General features: G+C 69.7%; 13 protein-coding genes. All 13 read right to left on the bottom strand.

What is annotated here, in order from left to right; translation table 11 throughout:
- Positions 1-5 precede the first annotated feature (5 nt).
- Positions 6-1817, bottom strand: coding sequence for a hypothetical protein (locus tag AB1578_07080; GenBank protein ID MEW6487662.1), 1812 nt, complete (start codon positions 1815-1817; stop codon positions 6-8).
- A 3-nt stretch (positions 1818-1820) separates the two neighbouring features.
- Positions 1821-2162: a hypothetical protein gene (locus AB1578_07075; protein ID MEW6487661.1), complete on the bottom strand. Its 342-nt coding sequence runs from the start codon at positions 2160-2162 to the stop codon at positions 1821-1823.
- A 4-nt stretch (positions 2163-2166) separates the two neighbouring features.
- A complete protein-coding gene (locus AB1578_07070) occupies positions 2167-3144 on the bottom strand; it encodes a hypothetical protein (GenBank protein MEW6487660.1) in 978 nt (325 codons plus the stop codon).
- A 15-nt stretch (positions 3145-3159) separates the two neighbouring features.
- A complete protein-coding gene (locus tag AB1578_07065) occupies positions 3160-6708 on the bottom strand; it encodes a hypothetical protein (protein MEW6487659.1) in 3549 nt (1182 codons plus the stop codon).
- A gap of 67 nt (positions 6709-6775) precedes the next feature.
- Positions 6776-7153 carry a hypothetical protein gene (locus AB1578_07060; GenBank protein MEW6487658.1) on the bottom strand — a complete coding sequence of 126 codons (378 nt, stop codon included), beginning with the start codon at positions 7151-7153 and terminating at the stop codon, positions 6776-6778.
- On the bottom strand, positions 7154-7603 hold the full coding sequence (locus AB1578_07055; GenBank protein MEW6487657.1) for a hypothetical protein: 450 nt from the start codon (positions 7601-7603) through the stop codon (positions 7154-7156).
- Entirely contained in the window at positions 7603-7929 is a 327-nt protein-coding gene (locus tag AB1578_07050) for a hypothetical protein (GenBank protein MEW6487656.1), read from the bottom strand. Before AB1578_07050 ends, AB1578_07055 begins: the two co-directional genes overlap by 1 nt.
- Positions 7922-8071, bottom strand: coding sequence for a hypothetical protein (locus AB1578_07045; protein MEW6487655.1), 150 nt, complete (start codon positions 8069-8071; stop codon positions 7922-7924). Before AB1578_07045 ends, AB1578_07050 begins: the two co-directional genes overlap by 8 nt.
- The gene (locus AB1578_07040) at positions 8056-8253 is read right to left on the bottom strand and encodes a hypothetical protein (protein ID MEW6487654.1); all 198 of its coding nucleotides are present in this window, start codon (positions 8251-8253) and stop codon (positions 8056-8058) included. The genes AB1578_07045 and AB1578_07040 overlap by 16 nt, the downstream gene beginning before the upstream one ends.
- On the bottom strand, positions 8250-8837 hold the full coding sequence (locus AB1578_07035; protein MEW6487653.1) for a hypothetical protein: 588 nt from the start codon (positions 8835-8837) through the stop codon (positions 8250-8252). The genes AB1578_07040 and AB1578_07035 overlap by 4 nt, the downstream gene beginning before the upstream one ends.
- Positions 8838-11729, bottom strand: coding sequence for a hypothetical protein (locus tag AB1578_07030; GenBank protein MEW6487652.1), 2892 nt, complete (start codon positions 11727-11729; stop codon positions 8838-8840). It lies immediately after the preceding gene.
- Between the two features lie 3 nt (positions 11730-11732).
- A complete protein-coding gene (locus tag AB1578_07025) occupies positions 11733-13109 on the bottom strand; it encodes a hypothetical protein (protein MEW6487651.1) in 1377 nt (458 codons plus the stop codon).
- A gap of 28 nt (positions 13110-13137) precedes the next feature.
- On the bottom strand, positions 13138-16593 hold the full coding sequence (locus AB1578_07020; protein MEW6487650.1) for a phage tail tape measure protein: 3456 nt from the start codon (positions 16591-16593) through the stop codon (positions 13138-13140).
- Positions 16594-16668: the final 75 nt, after the last annotated feature.

Here is a 16668-nt window from a genome sequence, read left to right as displayed (position 1 = left end):
GGCCTTTATGGGCCGTAGTAGCGTTCTAGGTCTACCGTCTGGCGTACCCGGGGGCGTCCGGCTTCGACGCGGCAGCTCACTACCAGGGCCTTCCAGGTGGCCACGCCGTCGGCCACTTCCACAAGCTGTCCGGGGGTGAGGAGGCCGGGCTCTTGGGGGATGGGCAGGATGGGCAGCTCTACCGTGACGGTGGCCCACTTGCCTGCCCGGGCGAGCACCTGGCGGCCTCTTTCGCGGCCTGCGTCCACGTGGGTGGTCAGCGCGTCCACCACCAAGGGATGATTCGGCATGCCGTCTGTTCCGGTGCGCCGCACCCGCACGAGAGCCCCCTGCGCCTCGCCGCTCACGTACACGCCTTGCCACCCCGGCCGCTCTTCCCACCGCAAGGCCAAACTAGGCACCAGGGCATCGAGCAGGGTGGTGTCGGGGTCTGCGGCGGCCCAGGCCCAGGGGCTTACGGGGTAGCGCGGCAGCACGCGCACGGCCTTTAGCTCGCGGTCGCTCTGCACCCCGGCGCCCACGGCGCCCGCCACCCGGGCCAGGGCCTGCAACGGGGTGAGGTCGTGGTAGCTCCACGCCCCGGCGGGCACGAGCCAGTCCACCGTATCCCAGTCGAGCGTCCAGCCGCCCGCCACGAGCGCCAGCTCCGCCTCGGCGAGCTGCACCGCGGTGCGGGTCTCGCCGAGTTGAAAGCTGCGCACGGGGGCGTAGGGGGCGGCCAGCACGGCCGAGCGGCTGCGCCCGGCCACCACGAACCCGCTCTTGCCGAACCCGCGCCGCTCTTCGAAGCCCTCTACGAGCGCGGTCCAGGTGTAGCCGTTCACCGTGGCCTCGATCTCCACGGGCGCGCCGCCTACGGGGCTCACCAGCGCGAGGGCGTCGCGGTCTGGCAGGGTGAGCCGCACGCCCCAGGCCCAGCTCTCCAGGTCGCCCGCGAGGCTCAAGCCCAGTACCGGCACGGGGTGCCGGTCGGGCAGGCGCACCACCGATATCTGGTTCACGAGGCGCCATACCCGGCGGCGATGGCTCGGCGCGCAGGGGCGTTCTCGCAGGAAGAGCCATACCGCATAGCCCGGCCAATCCAGAAGCGGGCAGATGAGCGGGAGCAGCACAGCGTCTCCCGAGGGCGGTATCCACACGGGCTCGGGCGCGCCGGCTTCGAGCCACGCCAGGGCGTGCTCGCCCTCTTTCCACCACCGCTCTTCCCAGCGCACCAGGCGAAACTGATTCCAGGGGATGCGCCACTCGGGCCGGTGCCTCGCGGGGTAGCGGTACCAGGCCGCCCACTCGCGGGGCACCGAGCGGTACCCGCCCCAGGGGAGCCGCCGCTCGTCTCTGCGCCGGGGCGGGTCGTGGTGGGCCGCCGCCAGCTCGAAGGCCAGCTTCGCGTCCGTGTCGGCCCAGGGCAGGCGCCTCTCTTCGCGCCGGCGGGGCGGGTCGCGCCAGGGGCCGGCGTGCTCGGCGGCCAGCTTCGCGTCCGTGTCGGCCCAGGGCAGGCGCGTTTCCTCGCGGCACCGGGGGGCGTCGCGCCAGAGGCTCCCGGGCTCGGCCCGAACCTCGGTGCCGTCGCCCCAGCCCAGAGCGCGCTCCGGAGCATGCCCGGGCGGGTCCGTCCACCGGGCCGCGGGCTCTGCCCGGGTCGCCACGGCCGCCGCCTGCCACCCCGCGCCGACCCAGAGCACCCGGCGGGCGCGAAACACGCCCGGCGGCGGTGCCAGCCCCCCCAGGTCGAGCGGCACACTGCCGCCCGGGGGCGGCACGTAGGCGCCCTGTAGGGCCAGATTCGCGGCGCCGCCGTGGGCCGGCTCATAGGCCACACCCTACTCCCCTTCGGCCAGCACGGCCTCGATGCGGTCGGCCGGCGCGGCGTTGTGAATGTTCGTGTCGTCGTAGGCCATCACCAGGTACTCGCGGCCCACCGCCACCCCGTTGAAGCGGTAGCTCCCATCGCCGGCCGCAGAGCGCGTTTCGGCCACCAGCTCGCCCGAGGCGCGGTCGTAGAGCCGCACCGGCCGGCTCGCGGGAACCCCCTCTACCGTCACCGTGCCCGCCACATACCCCGGGCCCGAGCGCGGCACCTTGAGCCCCCGGGTCATCCCCAGGCGCAAAAACGGGCTCGGCACACGAATCGGCCCCCGCACCACCACCGCGTACTCGGCCACCGGCTTACCTCCAGGGCCCCGTTACGTCGATCCAAGCCCGCCCCGTGTTTGTCTCGGCAGAGCTCGTATTCCCCGCAACGGCCTGCGTCACGAGAGTGCGCCCGGCAAGCGGCCCTTCGATCACCTCCACCGGGGTGCGGTCAACCAGAGGCCGCGCATGATAGGGCTGGTACAGACCCGGCACCGCCCCGTACACCCCCGCCGAGTCGCCATAGAGCTCGATCGGCGCCAGGAACGCCCGCAAATCATGGGGGTTCGGAAACGTCAGCCCTTGAAACCCGATCACCGCCGCACCCGTCGCCGGGGTGTAGAGCGTATTTCCCAGCTTCCCAGCTGTCACGCTCTCCCCGGCGGCCGTGCTCGCATAGTGCCCGTTCTGCGTGCCAGGAGTGGCGCCGCGAATGGCGCCCACCTGGCTTGCCGTCGTCACCAGGCCCGTGGCCGCTTCCAGGTGCCGCCCGGCAATCAACGTCACAGCCACCGGACCTTGCTCCGCCACGTCGCCGAACAGCAGACCGTCGTAGTGGTTATCCCCGTACCCCGAATCCACCCACAACTGAAAGAACCGCTCGTCCCCATACAGTGCCCAGCGGCGCGCCGTGGCGTCGGCCGTGTTGCTGCGCCGCCAGATCACCCCCGCGGAGAGCTGCGCCGTGGTGGGGAAGGGGGTCGTGGCGCTCACGGGCTCGCCCGCGCCGTCGAGGCTCGCAATCTCGCGGTAGCCCCGGGCCCGGGCTTCGCGGTAACCGTGCGCTCCCGGCCCCGCGTCGTTCACGTGCAGCCAGCACCCGCTGGCCCCAGGCGCGGTCGCGCGGTAGGCGGCCTTGTGGGCCGTGGGGCCCAGCATCTGCCAGCCCAGGGAGGTCTTCGCCCCGTAGCCCTCCACCAGGCACTTGGTGAGCAGGTTCAAGAGCTCGCCCGCGGCATTGCCCGTGAGCACCGGCGCGCCGGCGTCCGAGTCGTAGTACGTTTTCACGCCCATGATGCCACCGCCCTCCTAGTCCGCGTCGCCGCGAATCTGAACCTTGAAGTGGTCGTCCGGGGCCTCCACCGGGCCCTGTAGCGTGGTGCGGCAAAACCAGATCGGATAGTTGGCCCCGCGCGTGTTGAACCGCACCGTATTGCCCGTGCTCCAGCCCCCGCCCCAGTCCTCTTTCCTCAACCGGAAGTAGGGCACCCCCGTCTGGGGGTTCAGGGGGGCCACGTCGTTGAGAATCGAGACCCCGGTCGCGATCTGCCCGTACACCTCGCCGATCACGTTCACCGTGGCCGCGTCGGCAAACGTGATGCGCCAGCGCTCTTCCACCGCCCCCCGGTTGGTCACCTCTACCGGGTAGAGCACCGTGTTGAAGTTGGCCGCGGCCTCGCTGCCCGTGGGCGTGTCGCTCCACGAGGTGAACGTCTGGAGGTCGTGGAACTTCTCGACCCGCGCCTGCAAATCGCCGATCAGCAGGCACGAGCTCGCGTAGCTTGCGTCGGCCGGGTAGTCGTGGGTGAGCGCCGCCACCGTGGCGAGCTCGCCGGTGATCTGCACGTCGCTGCACAAGAGCAGGTCTTCGATGCGGTGCGTGATGGTGAGGGGCAGCGTGAACCCCGTGAGATCCAGCGGGTCGGCCCAGGTGAGCGTGCCCGCCACCAGGTCGGTGGTGTAGCGGTCGCTTGGCACCGGGGCGCCGGCGGCGTCGCGCACCTTGGCGAAGCTAATGCGGGCGCGCAGGTTCACCGTGGCGCCGGCCGTGGGGGTGGCCACCTCGGTGGTGGTCGTGTGGTGCACCAGAAGCACGTCGCCGCTGCGGTAGATGGGCACCCGGCCGTCTTGCGGCAGGCGCACCGGGTCGATGCCCAGAATCGACGCGTCGATCGGCACGAACGAGTAAATCACCGCGTTGAACTGGATGCTCGAGGGGATCACCCGCAGGGGCCGCCAGATCATCCCCTCCACCACGTCGGCCGGGTCGTACCAGTCCTGCGCCTTTTCCTCGGCGGTGAGCCCCGCGTCGGCCACCAGCGCGCCGAAGCGCACCCGCACCACCCCAGTCTCCTGGTCCACCGTGCCGGCAATCTGCGCCGCCGCCAGCGTGCCGTTCACGTCGGCCGTGGCCGTAATCGTCTCCCCCGTGTCGGTGCGCACGGCCCGCAGGCTAAAGCTCGCGGGCTTGAGCGGCGCGCCCGGGGTGCGAAAGAACACCTCCCAGGCGTCCCACGCGCCGAACGCGGTCAAGAGCGAGCTCACCGCCAGGGTGTTGGCGCCGGCCACGTAGTCGGTCAGCTTCACCACCCCCGTGTCGTAATTCACCGTGCCCGCCAGGGTGCCGGCGTTGGTGGCCGGGTCCACCGCGCGGTACACCGCCCCCTCCCGGTCCACATAGGTCTGCCCCGCCCAGGCAAACCGCAGGCTGCCCGGCACCACCTGGTCCACCACGAGCGGCGTCACGTCGAACGTGACCCCGTCGTGGGTGGTGCTCTCGCTGCGGGCGGTAAAACCGACGGCGTCTTCCTGTGCCTTCCAGTGCCAGGTGCGCCGGTCCTGCGAGAGGGCAAGCACCACCCCGGTCTCGTAGCCCCAGCCCCACGAGGTGGCCCAGTAGCGGTGCTGCGTCGACTTCGCCGCCACGGTCAGGGTCACCTCGCCGGTGACGTAATCCACCGCGCCGGCCGTGATGTCGGGGCCCGTCAGGTTGCCCGCGCCGTCGTCCACGCACCGCAAGGGGTTGGCGCGGTACAGCGGGTAGCTCAGCATCGCCGCCAGCGGCGACTCCAGCACCACCGTGCCCGGCCGCAAAGGCAGGTTCGCCCCCCCGATCGTCATGGTGAACGTGCGGGTGTTGAGCGTGGCCGTCACCGTGTCGGTGTGGGTCTGCCACTGGTCGTAGTTGACGACAATCGCGCTGTTGGGGTCGGGCGCCGTGGCCGGCCGCACCCGAATCTCGCCCGTCACATAGTCCACCGTGCCCGCCGAGGCGTCGCCCGTGAACCCGCCCGTGCCGTTGTCCGTGGCGGTCTTCTGCACGCCCCCTTGCAGCCACGTCACGGAGAGCGTCGAGGGCTTGATGCCCGGGTTCGCCACCGTGTAGGCAATGGCCCCGGGCGCGATCGCAACGTCGCCCGCGCGGATCTCGTAGTGCACCGGCGTGCCCCACGAGAACACGATCGAGCTGCCCACGTCGGGCAGCGCCCCCAGCGTTACGATCACCGAGCCCGTGGCGTAGTCGATCGTCCCCGTGCCCTCCCCCGTGCGCCCCGAGAGCTGGCCGCGCCCGTTGTCCGTGAGCCGAATCCACTTCCCGAGCGCCCGGTAGTCCACCGTGAGGCTGCCCGGGCTGGGGATCGGCCGCAGGGTGGGCACGTAGTTGAAGCCGCGGTTGCCCAGGCTGATGGCGATCTCGTAGGTGTGGGCCACGTCGCTGGTGCGCGCCGCCGGCCGGGCGGAGATCGTCACCGTGGCCGTCCACGAGCTCGTACGGGTCACCGTGACCAGGCCCGTGGCGTAGTCCACCGTGCCCGCGTAGCCCGAGGCGTCGCCCGCCGGGGGGTGCAGCGCCCCCGAGCCGTCGTCGGTCAGCGTCACCGAGCCCACCGTCACGCTCACCGAGCCCTTCGCGCACCCCATGCCCAGGTAGCGCGCCGCCGCGTAGAGCGTGCCCGCCAGCGCCCCCGTCAGCGCGCCCGACCACGTCAGCGCCCCGGCCGAGCCCGAGGGCACCAGCGAGACCTTGCCCATACCCGCCGGCACGTCCACCACCGGCGTCTCGCTCTGGGTGCTGGGCACCAGGGGCGCGTAGGCCGAGCCCACCTGCACCAGCAGGTCTCCGGTCTGCGCCGCGTCCACCAGTGGCCGCACCCCGAAGTAGCGCGCCGCGTCGGCCACCTGGGTGGTGCGCACCAGGGTGGGGCTCGTGTGCTTCGACAGCTTGGTGGGCACCCCCCCGGGAAAGTCGGTGCGCAGCGCCGCCGAGGTCTCGAAGATCACCACGTCCTTCGAGAACGTCACCAGGCTCGACCCGATCATCTCCGAAAAGGTCTGCGTGCTGCGGTCCACCAGCGCCTGCACCCGCACGAACTGCTCCTCGGGCGTGTACCCGGTCTTCTCGATCGAGAGCCGGTACACCTCGCCCACCTCGGGGCTGGGCACGTCGGTGTCGCAGTACACCCGCAGCGCCCGCTGCCCCTCCAGGTGGTCGCCGTAGAGCACGAAGCGCGATTCCGGGCCCGAGATCACGTAGCTCTCGATCCGGTCCTTGGCCGCGTTTCGCTCGTCCGTCCAGGAGCGGCGGGTAAACATCGTCACGTTCACGCTGCCGTCGTCGGGCGGGTCGGTGATGGCCGCGTGGGTGCCGTAGAGCGTGTCCACCGTGTCGGTAAGTACCGCGAGGAAGCCCTTGCGCAGGCTCACCCGCCCGTACACCCGGTCCAGCTCCGAGATGTCGGGGAAGAGGTTGTTCACCTCCCCGTCCACCACCTCGTTGCCCGTGAGCCGCCCCCCGCCGTCCTCGTAGTCCGTGAGGCGCTCGCTCTGCAGGAGCTTCAGATCCTGGTCCGTGATCATCGTCTCTCTCGCTCGTCAACCGGGAACCGGGAACAGCCGCCGCAGACGGCCGACACCGGGAACGCCGTTACACCGCCGTCAACCGCACCGTAACGCGATACTGAAGGTCGTTCGAAGGCACCTCGGGCACCACCGGCTCGGCCTCGAGGGCGCGCTCGGCGTGGCGAAACACCACAGAGAACGCCCGGCCGTCGTGCAGCGTCAGCGCCAGCGCCGCCGGCGCCTGGGCCAGGGCGTAGAGCGCCGCCACCGTGGTGCGGGTCACCCACGCCCGGTCGGGGCCCGAGGCCAGCGTGATCGGCCGGCCCGCCTGCATCACCGCCTCTTCGAGAATCAGCGAGCCGTCGAGCGTGTACTCCCGGGCCTGCTCCACCGGCGTCCAGGCGAACTCGTCGACCCACAAGAGATCCGCCGGCAGCGTCACCCCGCCCAACACGTGTGGCATCTATAGGTACCTCCACCGCAGCACCGCCGCGGCCTCCACCCGGGGCGAGCCCGGGGCCACCGTGCGCCGCAGCCACACCCGGAACCCCTTCTGGGGCGGCGTCTCGGGCACCGCCAGGGGGGCCGCCTGTGGCCACACCCCAAAGACCACCCGCTCGGGCTCCTCCCCCTCGTGGCGCAGCGCCTTTCTTCGGTCCTCGAGGAGGCCCAGCCCCAGCTCCGGCGGGTTGGGCCCCTCGGCCCACAGCACCACCTGGCGGGCCGTCTGGTTGCCCGCGTTGACCAGGTCCAGCGCCCGGTGCTCCACGTCGCCCACCCGGCACTCGTCGGGGCTCACCTCGTCGAAGAGGTCTCCCTGGGGGGTAAAGAGGCTGCGCGTCCCCCCCAGCGAGAGCGCGGGGTCTTGGTTGAGCAGCCCCCCTGTGAGCAGCAGCACCAGCGAGGCGGGCATCAGGACACGAACCGCAGGTTGCGCAGCGTGTAGCGGTACTCGATCGGCGCCCCTTGGGCGCCCGCGTCGTAGCTGAAGTCGAGGGTCACCACCCGCCGCTCCCGCGGCGCCGCGGCATCTTGCAGCGCGTTTTGCTCGCGCGTGATCACCACGTCGACCACCGTCGCGGGCTCGGCCACCGGCGTTTCGGCCACCACCGGCTCCCCCGTGTCGGCGTTGTCGACCCGGTAGGTCACCGCATCGGGCGTCACGGGCTGCCCGTCGGCGTTGGTGAAGGTGGCCCGCAGCCGCAGGCTTTGGCGCTCGTTGTAGACCGGGTCACTCATCCGCCTCCTCCTCTATCGCCGCCGAGGGCACCGCAGCCGCCACCGCGGCGGCCGGCTCGCCCGCCGCGAGCTGCGCGCGCGCGGCGCCGGGCGCCACCTGCGCCCCGGGGGCCCCCGCCGCCAGCGCTAGCGCGATCTCCACGGCAAGGTCCTCTCGATCTCACCCCGGGGGGCCGCCACCTCGAGCCGCACCCGCACGCTGCGCCACCGCGGCTGAGGCAAAGGCGCGCCGCCCGCCCACAGCCCCAGGCCCAGTGCGAGCGCCTGCACGCTTTGCCCCTGGAACGCCCCGAAGGTGCCGCCGGTCAGCATGCCGACGTTCACTGCCGCGTCTCCGTATCCCCGCTGCGCGTGAGCGTGCGCGTGCGAATCGGGGTGCCGCCCTCATCGTGGAGCACCTCGGTGTACTGGGTGTCCGAGTCCTTGTGCAGCGTCTTCTTGGCCCAGAACTCCCGCCACAGGGCCAGCACCCGCGCCGCCAGCGACACCGCAGAGGCGTGCTCCCACACCCGCGCGACGATCTCGGTCTTGTCGCCCTCGGTCACCCCCGAGCCCACCGCCACCACCGTGGAGGCCGCCGACTGGATCAAGAGGACCTGGACCCCCGCGGAGTAGGCGATGGGGTCTCCTGCGGGGCCTCCGACGAGGTTTCCTCCGGCGACCTTGGCGATGTAGTTCCCCTCCCAGAAATGGAGCTGCCAGTCCCCCAGTAGCTCGACGGTGATGCCGACGGAGACATCGCCCCCGAGGCTTTCCTTGCCGCTCGCGCGGGCGATCTGGGGCCAGACGATTCCGGCATCGCTTTCCTCCGCGTCTCGGATCGCGTGGATGAGGTCTTGCACCGCCACCGCGGTTTGCGGCTCGGTCACCTCGATGAGGGCGTTGTCGAAGTCGAAGACGAGCGCCATCTAGGCCGCCTCGGCGATGGGGTCCTCGACCTGGGACACGATCAGCGTGAGCCCGTTGGCGGTCACCGTCGCAGGCGACTCCCAGGGCAGGTACTTCGGGGTCGCGCTCGCGTGCCGCACCCGCACCCGCACCGCCACGTCGGCCGTGTGGGTGTAGTTCGCCGCCACCGTCGTGCCCGTGGCGACCGCAGAGAGGAGCGCCGTGCCGTCGGAGACCTTCTCGATCCGGCACCGCGAGCCCACCACCACGTTGGTGAGCGTGAGCGCCACGAGCGTGCCGCTCACGTCGGTCACCGTGGCCGAGGTCGCGCCCCCGTTGGCCGCCGTGAACGTCTTCGCCCCCAGGTCGAGCCGCTTGCCCGTGCCCGCCAGCGTGCATCCGTCCACCGTGAGGTCGTAGGCGCAGGCGTAGGTCGTCCCGTCGATGGTGGTGAAGACATCCGCCTCGTCCATGTTGGCTTCGAGCGTGAGGTGGTGCTTCACGAAGTCGTACAGTTCTTGGATGGAGTGGTTCTGCGTGACCGTGATCTTCCCGACCCCGTGGTCGATGGCGATGCCGGTGTAGGCGGCCACCGTGGCCGCGTTGGCCTCGGTGATGAAGGGGTCGTCGGCCGGCGTGGGAATCTCGGCGATGATCTCGGCGTTCATCTCCGTGATGTACTTCACGGTCTCCGAAAAGACCTTGCCGTAGCGCCGGGCACGCAGGGTCAGCGTGTCCCAATACACGTCCGCATCCGCCCCCGTGGCATCCGTTTCGGTGGCGAGGGCGACGCCCACGGTGTTGTACGAGGCGGTCGGGGAAAACACGGCCGCCAGCCGCTGGCGCGCGGTGGACGCGCTCGCCGACTGGGTGACGAGCGTGCCGGCGTCGTAGTCCACCGTCATCTTCGGCAGCACGTGCGTGCCGGCGTAGTAGGCGGCGGCCATCTGGCAGTGCAGGAGCACCGCCACGGACAGGTCGGTCACATCGTTGGTGCCGATCAGAAACTGGGTGGTCAGCGGGGCGCTCCCGGTGTGGCGCATGACCAGCCGGTTGGCATCCGAGAAGAAGATGCCGTTTTTCCGCCAGCCCCGGTGGTCGTTGGCGGTCCGGTTGAACGTCGAGACGCGCAGCCAGCTCCCGTCCACCACTTCGGGATAGGTGCTGGCGATGGTCGCGATAGCGGTATTTTGGATGTGGGTCTGGCTAAAGGTATTGGCGCCAAAGCTGATATCGGCCGTCGCGTTGGCCGAAAGCCCGCCAATGTCGGAGCTGAGAATAGAATTCCCCACCCCGCCTTGAAGTATGACGCCGAAACCTTTCGATTTCTGGAAAGAGCATCTCGTGAATGTCGAAGCCTGACACCCGAGGGCGGTGCCCTGCGACCCGATTGCCACCAGGTCTGTGATCGCATGTCCGGAGCCGAACACCTGACAGGCGAGCGTCACGGTGCCGTCGTATGCCGGCCCGAACACGAACCCGTCAATCGTGAAGCCGTTTCCAAAAAAGCCGCCGTTTTGGGTCCCATTTCCACTCACCGTGATGTTCTTGAAGCGCAGTCCAGTGCCCTCGATCTTCGGAAACCCGCCTGCTTGGGAGGTTCCCACCAGGTGGATATCTTCGTAGGTGTGCCCCTGTGCGCCGTAGGGGTTGCTCCACGCCCCCGACAGGGTGCCCGTGACCTGACACAGAATACTCTTGTATTCGTGCCGGCCGCCGGCGGCGGTGTCCAAGGCTGCGGTAAACATGACGTTCTCGAGCGATACCCCGACCATTTTGACGGTCGCCACCCGGGCGAACTGGACACCGGAGGGGGACGAATACAGGTCGATCTTGGTCGGAGCAACCATCCGGATGCCGAGCGTGTCGCTGCGGCTCAGGTTGACGATAGAGCCGCCCTTCAAAATCTTGGCCGACAGGTTGTCCGTGAGGGTGATGGTCGTTCCCGATATAGAAGAAATGGTGTAAGTCGCTGTGTCTATTCCTATTTGGTCTGCTCCCACGATCTTTAGCGTGTCTCCGGCAGACCAATGAGACGACCGATCCGCCGTGGTGACGACGTTGGGCTGCCCCGCGTTGGCCGTGGCGGCGACCCGCGCGTTGAGATAGGCGTCCTGCTCGCCATACAAGGCGATGGTGTTTTCGACTTCTGGTAAACCAGAGATGCCGTGGCACCGGAAGACGGCCGTCGCCATCTTGGCAGACAGCGTGAACGGATATTGGGCCGTCATCGGGCTGCCGGCGCTGCCGACCAGGAAGCTCTGCCGGGTCAGCATCGGAAACCAGCCGTCGGCCTCGAGCGTGATCGCTGCCGCGGGCTGGGCGACCACCTGGAAGACCGACAGGTCTCCCTGGATCATGGCGTTGGACTGCTCGGCTCCCAGCGAGAGGCTCTCGTCCACGGTCAGGGTGACATCGTTGGCGAGCACGATCACGTCATCGGTGGCGGGCTTGGCCGTATCGGCATCCCCGGTCACCGCGTAGAAGGGCGTGGCGGCGGCTGAACCCACGAGGTATTGGTAATACGCGACCGTGGAGCCGAAGAAGGTGTAGCGCCACTTGTTGGCCGCGGTGTCCACGGCGTAGGGCGCGTGAGCGATATATTCGCCATGCAAATAGCTTTTGGACTCGGCCGACTTGTCGATCACGGCCGTCGCCCGGTCCGTCCAGGTGCCAGCCACGTTCTCCTGGAGATTGACCGTCACGTAGAGATAGGTGCTCTGCCGGAAGATCACGAAGATGCCGGTGGCGTTGCAGGCGTTGGCAAACGTCACCGGCAAGACGACCGTGGTGTTGCGCAGGTCCGCCGAGGCGGTGGCGTGCGTCAGCCCGAAATGCGCGGCTTCGGCCCGCCGCCAGGACCCGGCCGATATGGAGAGCGTCGCGCTCTCGATCAGGACCTTGACCGCCATGGCCTACTGCACGATGCCGTCCACGGTGCGAATCGCTGCCACCGTGAGGCCCGTCGAGACGACAGCGCCCTCCACCTCGAAGGGGAGGATGCCCTTTTTGCGCACCCGCACGAGCACCGGGATGTCGGCCGCGTAGATGAGCGTGGTCTGGGCAATGGACGACGTGGCCTGCGCGTCGATCAGGGGCACGTAGACCTGCGTGTCCTCGGCGTAGTTCTGGGCCAGGGTCACCGCGTCGAGCGTGAAGGTGGACCCGCTCCACGACGCATAGGGGTAGCGGTCGTCGCCGATGCGCACCACCCCCGCCGCCGGGGTGTCGGACGAGATCGCCGTCTTCACCACGAGGGTGCCGTTGCCCAGGAGGTTGCCCGCCGCCGCCGCGTACTCGCTCTTGGCGATCTCCCCGGCCGGGGCCGTGAGCCGAAACACCGCCACCCGGTCGCCGGAGACCACGTTCGTCACCTTGACCGCTACCACGTTGGGGGGCGCCTGGGTCGCGCCGTTGGCGTCGAGGAGCTGGAAGTTCTTCGCGTCCCCGGCGTCGTAGTTTTCCAGCCACACGCCCCGGGCGCCGAAGAACTTGCCGCCCGCGAAGGTCCCGAAGGGGGCGGTCTTCACGGGGCTGTAGGCCGGATCACACGAGATGTACTGCTCGCCGTTCACCCCGTCGAGCACGAGCACCGAGGTGTGGCGCGTGACGTACTTCAAATACTCGTAGACCTGGGCCAGGGTGCGCGTGGCGCAGTCGATCACGACATCGTAGGGCTTGGCGCCCGCCCCGTTGTTGAGGTCCTTCGAGACCGCCCCGAAGGTGATGGTGATGTCGTTGTAGCCGGCAATCGTGGCCTCGAGCGTCTGGTTGTTGAGATCCACCGCGGTCGCCAGCGGCACGGCGTTACGCCCGCCGGCCGTGAGGTCGATGCCGAAGTGGTCGTAGGAGTTTCCCAGCGCCCGGGCAAACACCGTCACCTCGGCCCCGTCGATCTCCACCCCGCCCTGCTTGACGCGCACAAGCAGGTCGATGTGCCCGTCGGCCCAATACTTGGTGAGCTTCACGCCGTTTTGCACCACGTAGATCGGCGTGCCCGCCACGATCGTGCCCAGGGTGTAGATGTTCGCCCACAGGTCGTCGTTGGTGGTGTCGGCCACCGCGCCGCCCTTGAGGTACTCGTAGGAGCCCGCGGGGATCTCCCAACCGTTGATGAGGCTGAACTCGGTGGGCGTCTGCGCGCTCATGGGCACCTGATCGTCGAGCTGCCCCAGCTCGTCGAACTCGTCCATGAGCCACGAGTACAGTTCCCGCACCGTGTAGATCGTGGCTCCAGAGGTGTGGGTGAGGGTTTTGAGATCGTAGTCGATCGTCCAGTCGTCCTGGATCATGGGGCGTCTCCTTCGTCAATCGTGCGCGTCATACCGTCCTCGCCCCCAGTTCCTCAAACATCCGCAGCATCCGATCCAGATCCGCCTCGGCGAACTCTCCCGCCGGCCCGCCCGCCCCAAACTCCACCCGCACCGTGCGGGCCGGGGCGAATTCGCCCGTGCGGGTGCGGCTGGCGTCTTCGCGGGCCAGCTCCGAGGCCCGGGGGGCGGCCAGGCCCTCGCGCTGGCGCAGCTCTTCCTCGCGGCTCTCTCGGCGGGCCTTCGTCTCGTCGGCCGCCCGCTGCTTCTCGGCCGCGGCCTCGGCCGCGATCGCGCCCATCTTCTGGTCGTGAATCTGCTTGGCGAGCCGCAGCGCCTGGTTGAGATCGGCCACCGCCTGGGCGTCTTTCGCGGCCTGGGCCTGCCGGCGCTTGTCTTCCAGATCCGCCACCTGGGCCGCGTACCGGCGCTTCTCGATGGCCGCGGTGTTGCGGTTGAGCTGATCGAGCTCGTCTTGCAGGGTGGCCACGGTGTCGGCCGCCGCGTCGCGCAGCTCGAGCGCACGGCGCCGGGCGTCGGAAAGGGCGTCGCGCAGCCCGCCCAGGCGCTCGTCGCCCAAGAGCTGGTAACTCTCCAGGGCGTCCTCGGCCGCCGCCACGTTCGCCCGGGTGGCCCCCTCGGCCCCCGAGAGCCGCGCCGTCAGCGCGTCTACCGCCGCCGCCTGGCGGGCGTACTCGTAGGTGATGCCGGCCGCGGCGCTCTTCAGCTCCGCCAGCGACACCACCTGCCGCCCGCCCATGCGCAGCACCGCCAGGTACGCGGCCTCGGCCTCTTCGCCCAGGGCGGCCACGCTGGCCCGAGCGGCCGCAGCCTCGGCGCTGATCACGCCCAGGCCCTTGGCGGCCTGCCCCGCGGCCTGCTCGCCGGCCTGCCCGGCCGCGCGCGCCCCGCCTTGCAGCGCTTCCCAGGCCGCCGTGCCCTTCTTCTGCAGGTCCTCCCACGCCCCCCCGGCCTCGCGGGTCTTTTCCGCGCCCAGCGCCGCGGCCGCGTTGATCTTCTTGGCGTGCTCCACCTGCGCCGCGTGGGCCTTCTTGGCGGCTTCCGACACGGACGCCCAGTAGGCCGTCAGCGCGTTGCCTCCCGCGACGGTGGCCCCGGTGAGCTCCTCCATCCTCTGCTTGGCGAGTTCCAGCCCCTGCGCATACTGCCTCGCGCCCAGGTCGCCGTTCTCCCAGAGCATGCGCAGCGTGTCGGTCAGGTGCTCCACGTCCGCCGGGTCCGTGGCCTTCTTGAGGGCAGCGGCCCACTCGCCGGCAAAGATCTTCGCGACCCTCTCACCCTCTTTGCCGAGCGCCCCCACGGTCTGCACCGTGTCGGCAAACGAGCCGGCAGCGTCGCGGGCCTGGCGGGAGACCCCCGTCAGCGCCTTGAAGGCGTCGGCGCTCAAGGCCCCCAGCGCCTGCTGTAGTTCCTTCGCCTCCTCCTTGGCCTCCTTCAGTCCCGCCTTGCCCTGCTTGCCTGCGTCTCCTACCTTCTTCCCGGCGTCCTTTGCCGCGTCCCCCGCCTTCTGCGTGGCCTTGGCCGTCTCGGCGGCTCCCTTGCCGGCCTGCTCCCAAAGGTCCTCGTACCCGGCCTTGATCTCGGCCGTGCGCTCTGTGTGCCGCCGGGTGGCTTCCTCCCAGGTGTCGTCGCTCAAGGTGGCCTTGGTCAGCTCCCAGGCATAGCGCACGTCCTCGAAGGCCTTGGTCACCGCCCAGGCCATCAGCACGCCGGCCTTTCTCACCACCTCGAACTTGCTCGAAAGCCAAGTGCCGATCTCCCACCCCACCGCGAAGGCCGACACCACGCTCATCGCCGTGCGCAGCCCCCCCAGCTCGCGGGCTGCGTCACGGATGGGTTGGTTCATCGCCTTCAGCCGCTCCCCCACCCCCTCGGCCATATCGAGCCCGGCGACCTTCGCCGCGAGAAAGGCCACCTTCAGCCCGCCCGCCGTCGTGGCCAGCGTTACCAGTAGCCCGGCGAGCTGGCTGATCACCGGGAAGGTCTCGGCAAAGCTCGCCAGCGCGTCGGCGCCCGCGGTCGCCCCGTCCACCACCCCCTTTACCGCCGGCAGGAGCACGGTGCCCAGGTTGGTGGCGATACGGTCCACCGCGTTCTTGAGCAGGTCGAGCTGCGCCGCGGTCGTCTCCATCCGGGTCGCGAACTCGTTTTGCATCGCACCGGCGGTCTTCGTCTTGTCGGCTACCAGCCCCAAGGCCTTGTCGTACTGCCCCAGCGCCCCCACCACCACGGCGATGTCATCCTGATAGCCCTCGCCGAACAGTTGGGTGAGGATCTCGGCGCGGCTTTGCTTGTCCAGGGCTTCCAGGGTGTGGAGAAACTCGCTCAGGGCCTTCTGTGGATCGGCGGCGATGCGGTCCGCCAGGGCGTCGGCCGAAAGGCCCAGCGCCTCGAGCCCCCCCTTGAACTGGTCGGTCCCCACCCGCGCCGTCTGGAGCTTGGCGAGCAGCGCGTTGATGCTGCGGGCGGCCACCTCGGGCGCCTTGCCCAGGCTGATGAAGGCCGCCGAGAGCGCCGCGGCCTGCTCCGTGGCCAGGCCAAACTGCTCCGCCGTGCCGCCGATGCGGGTCATCGTCTCGATGATCCCGGCCTCGGTCGCCGCCGTGTTGTTCCCGAGCGTGTTGATCGCGTCGCCGAGCTCCCGCACCTTGGCGATGGGCAGCCCGTACACGTTCGCCAGCTTGGCGATGGCCTGCCCGGCCTGCTCGGCGCTCATGTTGAACGCCGTGGCCATCTGCGCCGCCAGGCGGGTGAACTCGCCCAGGTCCTCGGCGGTCACCCCGAGCTGCCCGCCCGCCGCGGCGATGGCCGCGAGCTCCTTGGCCGAGAGCGGCAGCTCCTTCGTCAGGTCCTGGATCTCGCGCGTCAGCGCCGCAAACTGCTCCGGCGAGGCGTCTACCACCTTGCGCACGTCGGCCATGGCGCTTTCGAAGTCCATGGCCTGCTTCACCACATACCCCAGCCCGGCCCCAGCCCCAACCACGCCCGCCAGGCTCGTCTTGGCCTGGAGCAGTGCGTCCGACCAGCCGTTGGTCGAGCCCTGGAGTTGCGTGATCTGCTGGTTGGCCTTGAGCGCCGCCTGCGCTAGCTCTTTCTGCGTGAGGGTGCCCGAGGCCTTGAGGGTCGCGAACGCCTGGTTCACCTGGTCGATGCGCCCCCGAATCTCCTGGTGGGGCACGATCTGCAACATGTCTTGCGCCCGGGCCACCTCCCGCATCTCCCGAAACGTGCCAATCAGCCGAAGCGTCTGGGCGTCCACCCCCTCCAGGCTCTTCTGGCCCGCCGCGGAAGCCAGCTCGAGCTCGCGAAAGGCGGCGATCTCGGGCGCGGTCTTCCCCAGGCCCTCCAGCACCCGCTGGAACTCCCGCTCGAAGCGCGTTACATTGCTTTCGGCGTCTTTGGCGTCTACGCCGATGCGAATGCCGAGCTTGAGGTTATCCGCCATGTCCCTCGTCCACCGTCATCCTCTGCCGTTTGTGCTCGCCCCCGTCGCCGGGCTCTTCGCCTACGCCCTGGCGGG

The organism is Thermodesulfobacteriota bacterium (assembly GCA_040756475.1).
Taxonomy (GTDB): Bacteria; Desulfobacterota; Deferrisomatia; order Deferrisomatales; family JACRMM01; genus JBFLZB01.
The sequence above is the reverse complement of the archived record's forward strand: the minus strand, read 5'-3'. Positions and strand labels throughout refer to the sequence as shown.

Excerpts from the sequence above, each read along its gene's own strand:
- AB1578_07070 (MEW6487660.1), bottom strand. The coding sequence starts at position 3,144 with ATGGGCGTGAAAACGTACTACGACTCGGACGCCGGCGCGCCGGTGCTC.
- AB1578_07065 (MEW6487659.1), bottom strand. The coding sequence starts at position 6,708 with ATGATCACGGACCAGGATCTGAAGCTCCTGCAGAGCGAGCGCCTCACG.
- AB1578_07060 (MEW6487658.1), bottom strand. The coding sequence starts at position 7,153 with ATGCCACACGTGTTGGGCGGGGTGACGCTGCCGGCGGATCTCTTGTGG.
- AB1578_07055 (MEW6487657.1), bottom strand. The coding sequence starts at position 7,603 with ATGCCCGCCTCGCTGGTGCTGCTGCTCACAGGGGGGCTGCTCAACCAA.
- AB1578_07050 (MEW6487656.1), bottom strand. The coding sequence starts at position 7,929 with ATGAGTGACCCGGTCTACAACGAGCGCCAAAGCCTGCGGCTGCGGGCC.
- AB1578_07035 (MEW6487653.1), bottom strand. The coding sequence starts at position 8,837 with ATGGCGCTCGTCTTCGACTTCGACAACGCCCTCATCGAGGTGACCGAG.
- AB1578_07030 (MEW6487652.1), bottom strand. The coding sequence starts at position 11,729 with ATGGCGGTCAAGGTCCTGATCGAGAGCGCGACGCTCTCCATATCGGCC.
- AB1578_07025 (MEW6487651.1), bottom strand. The coding sequence starts at position 13,109 with ATGATCCAGGACGACTGGACGATCGACTACGATCTCAAAACCCTCACC.
- AB1578_07020 (MEW6487650.1), bottom strand. The coding sequence starts at position 16,593 with ATGGCGGATAACCTCAAGCTCGGCATTCGCATCGGCGTAGACGCCAAA.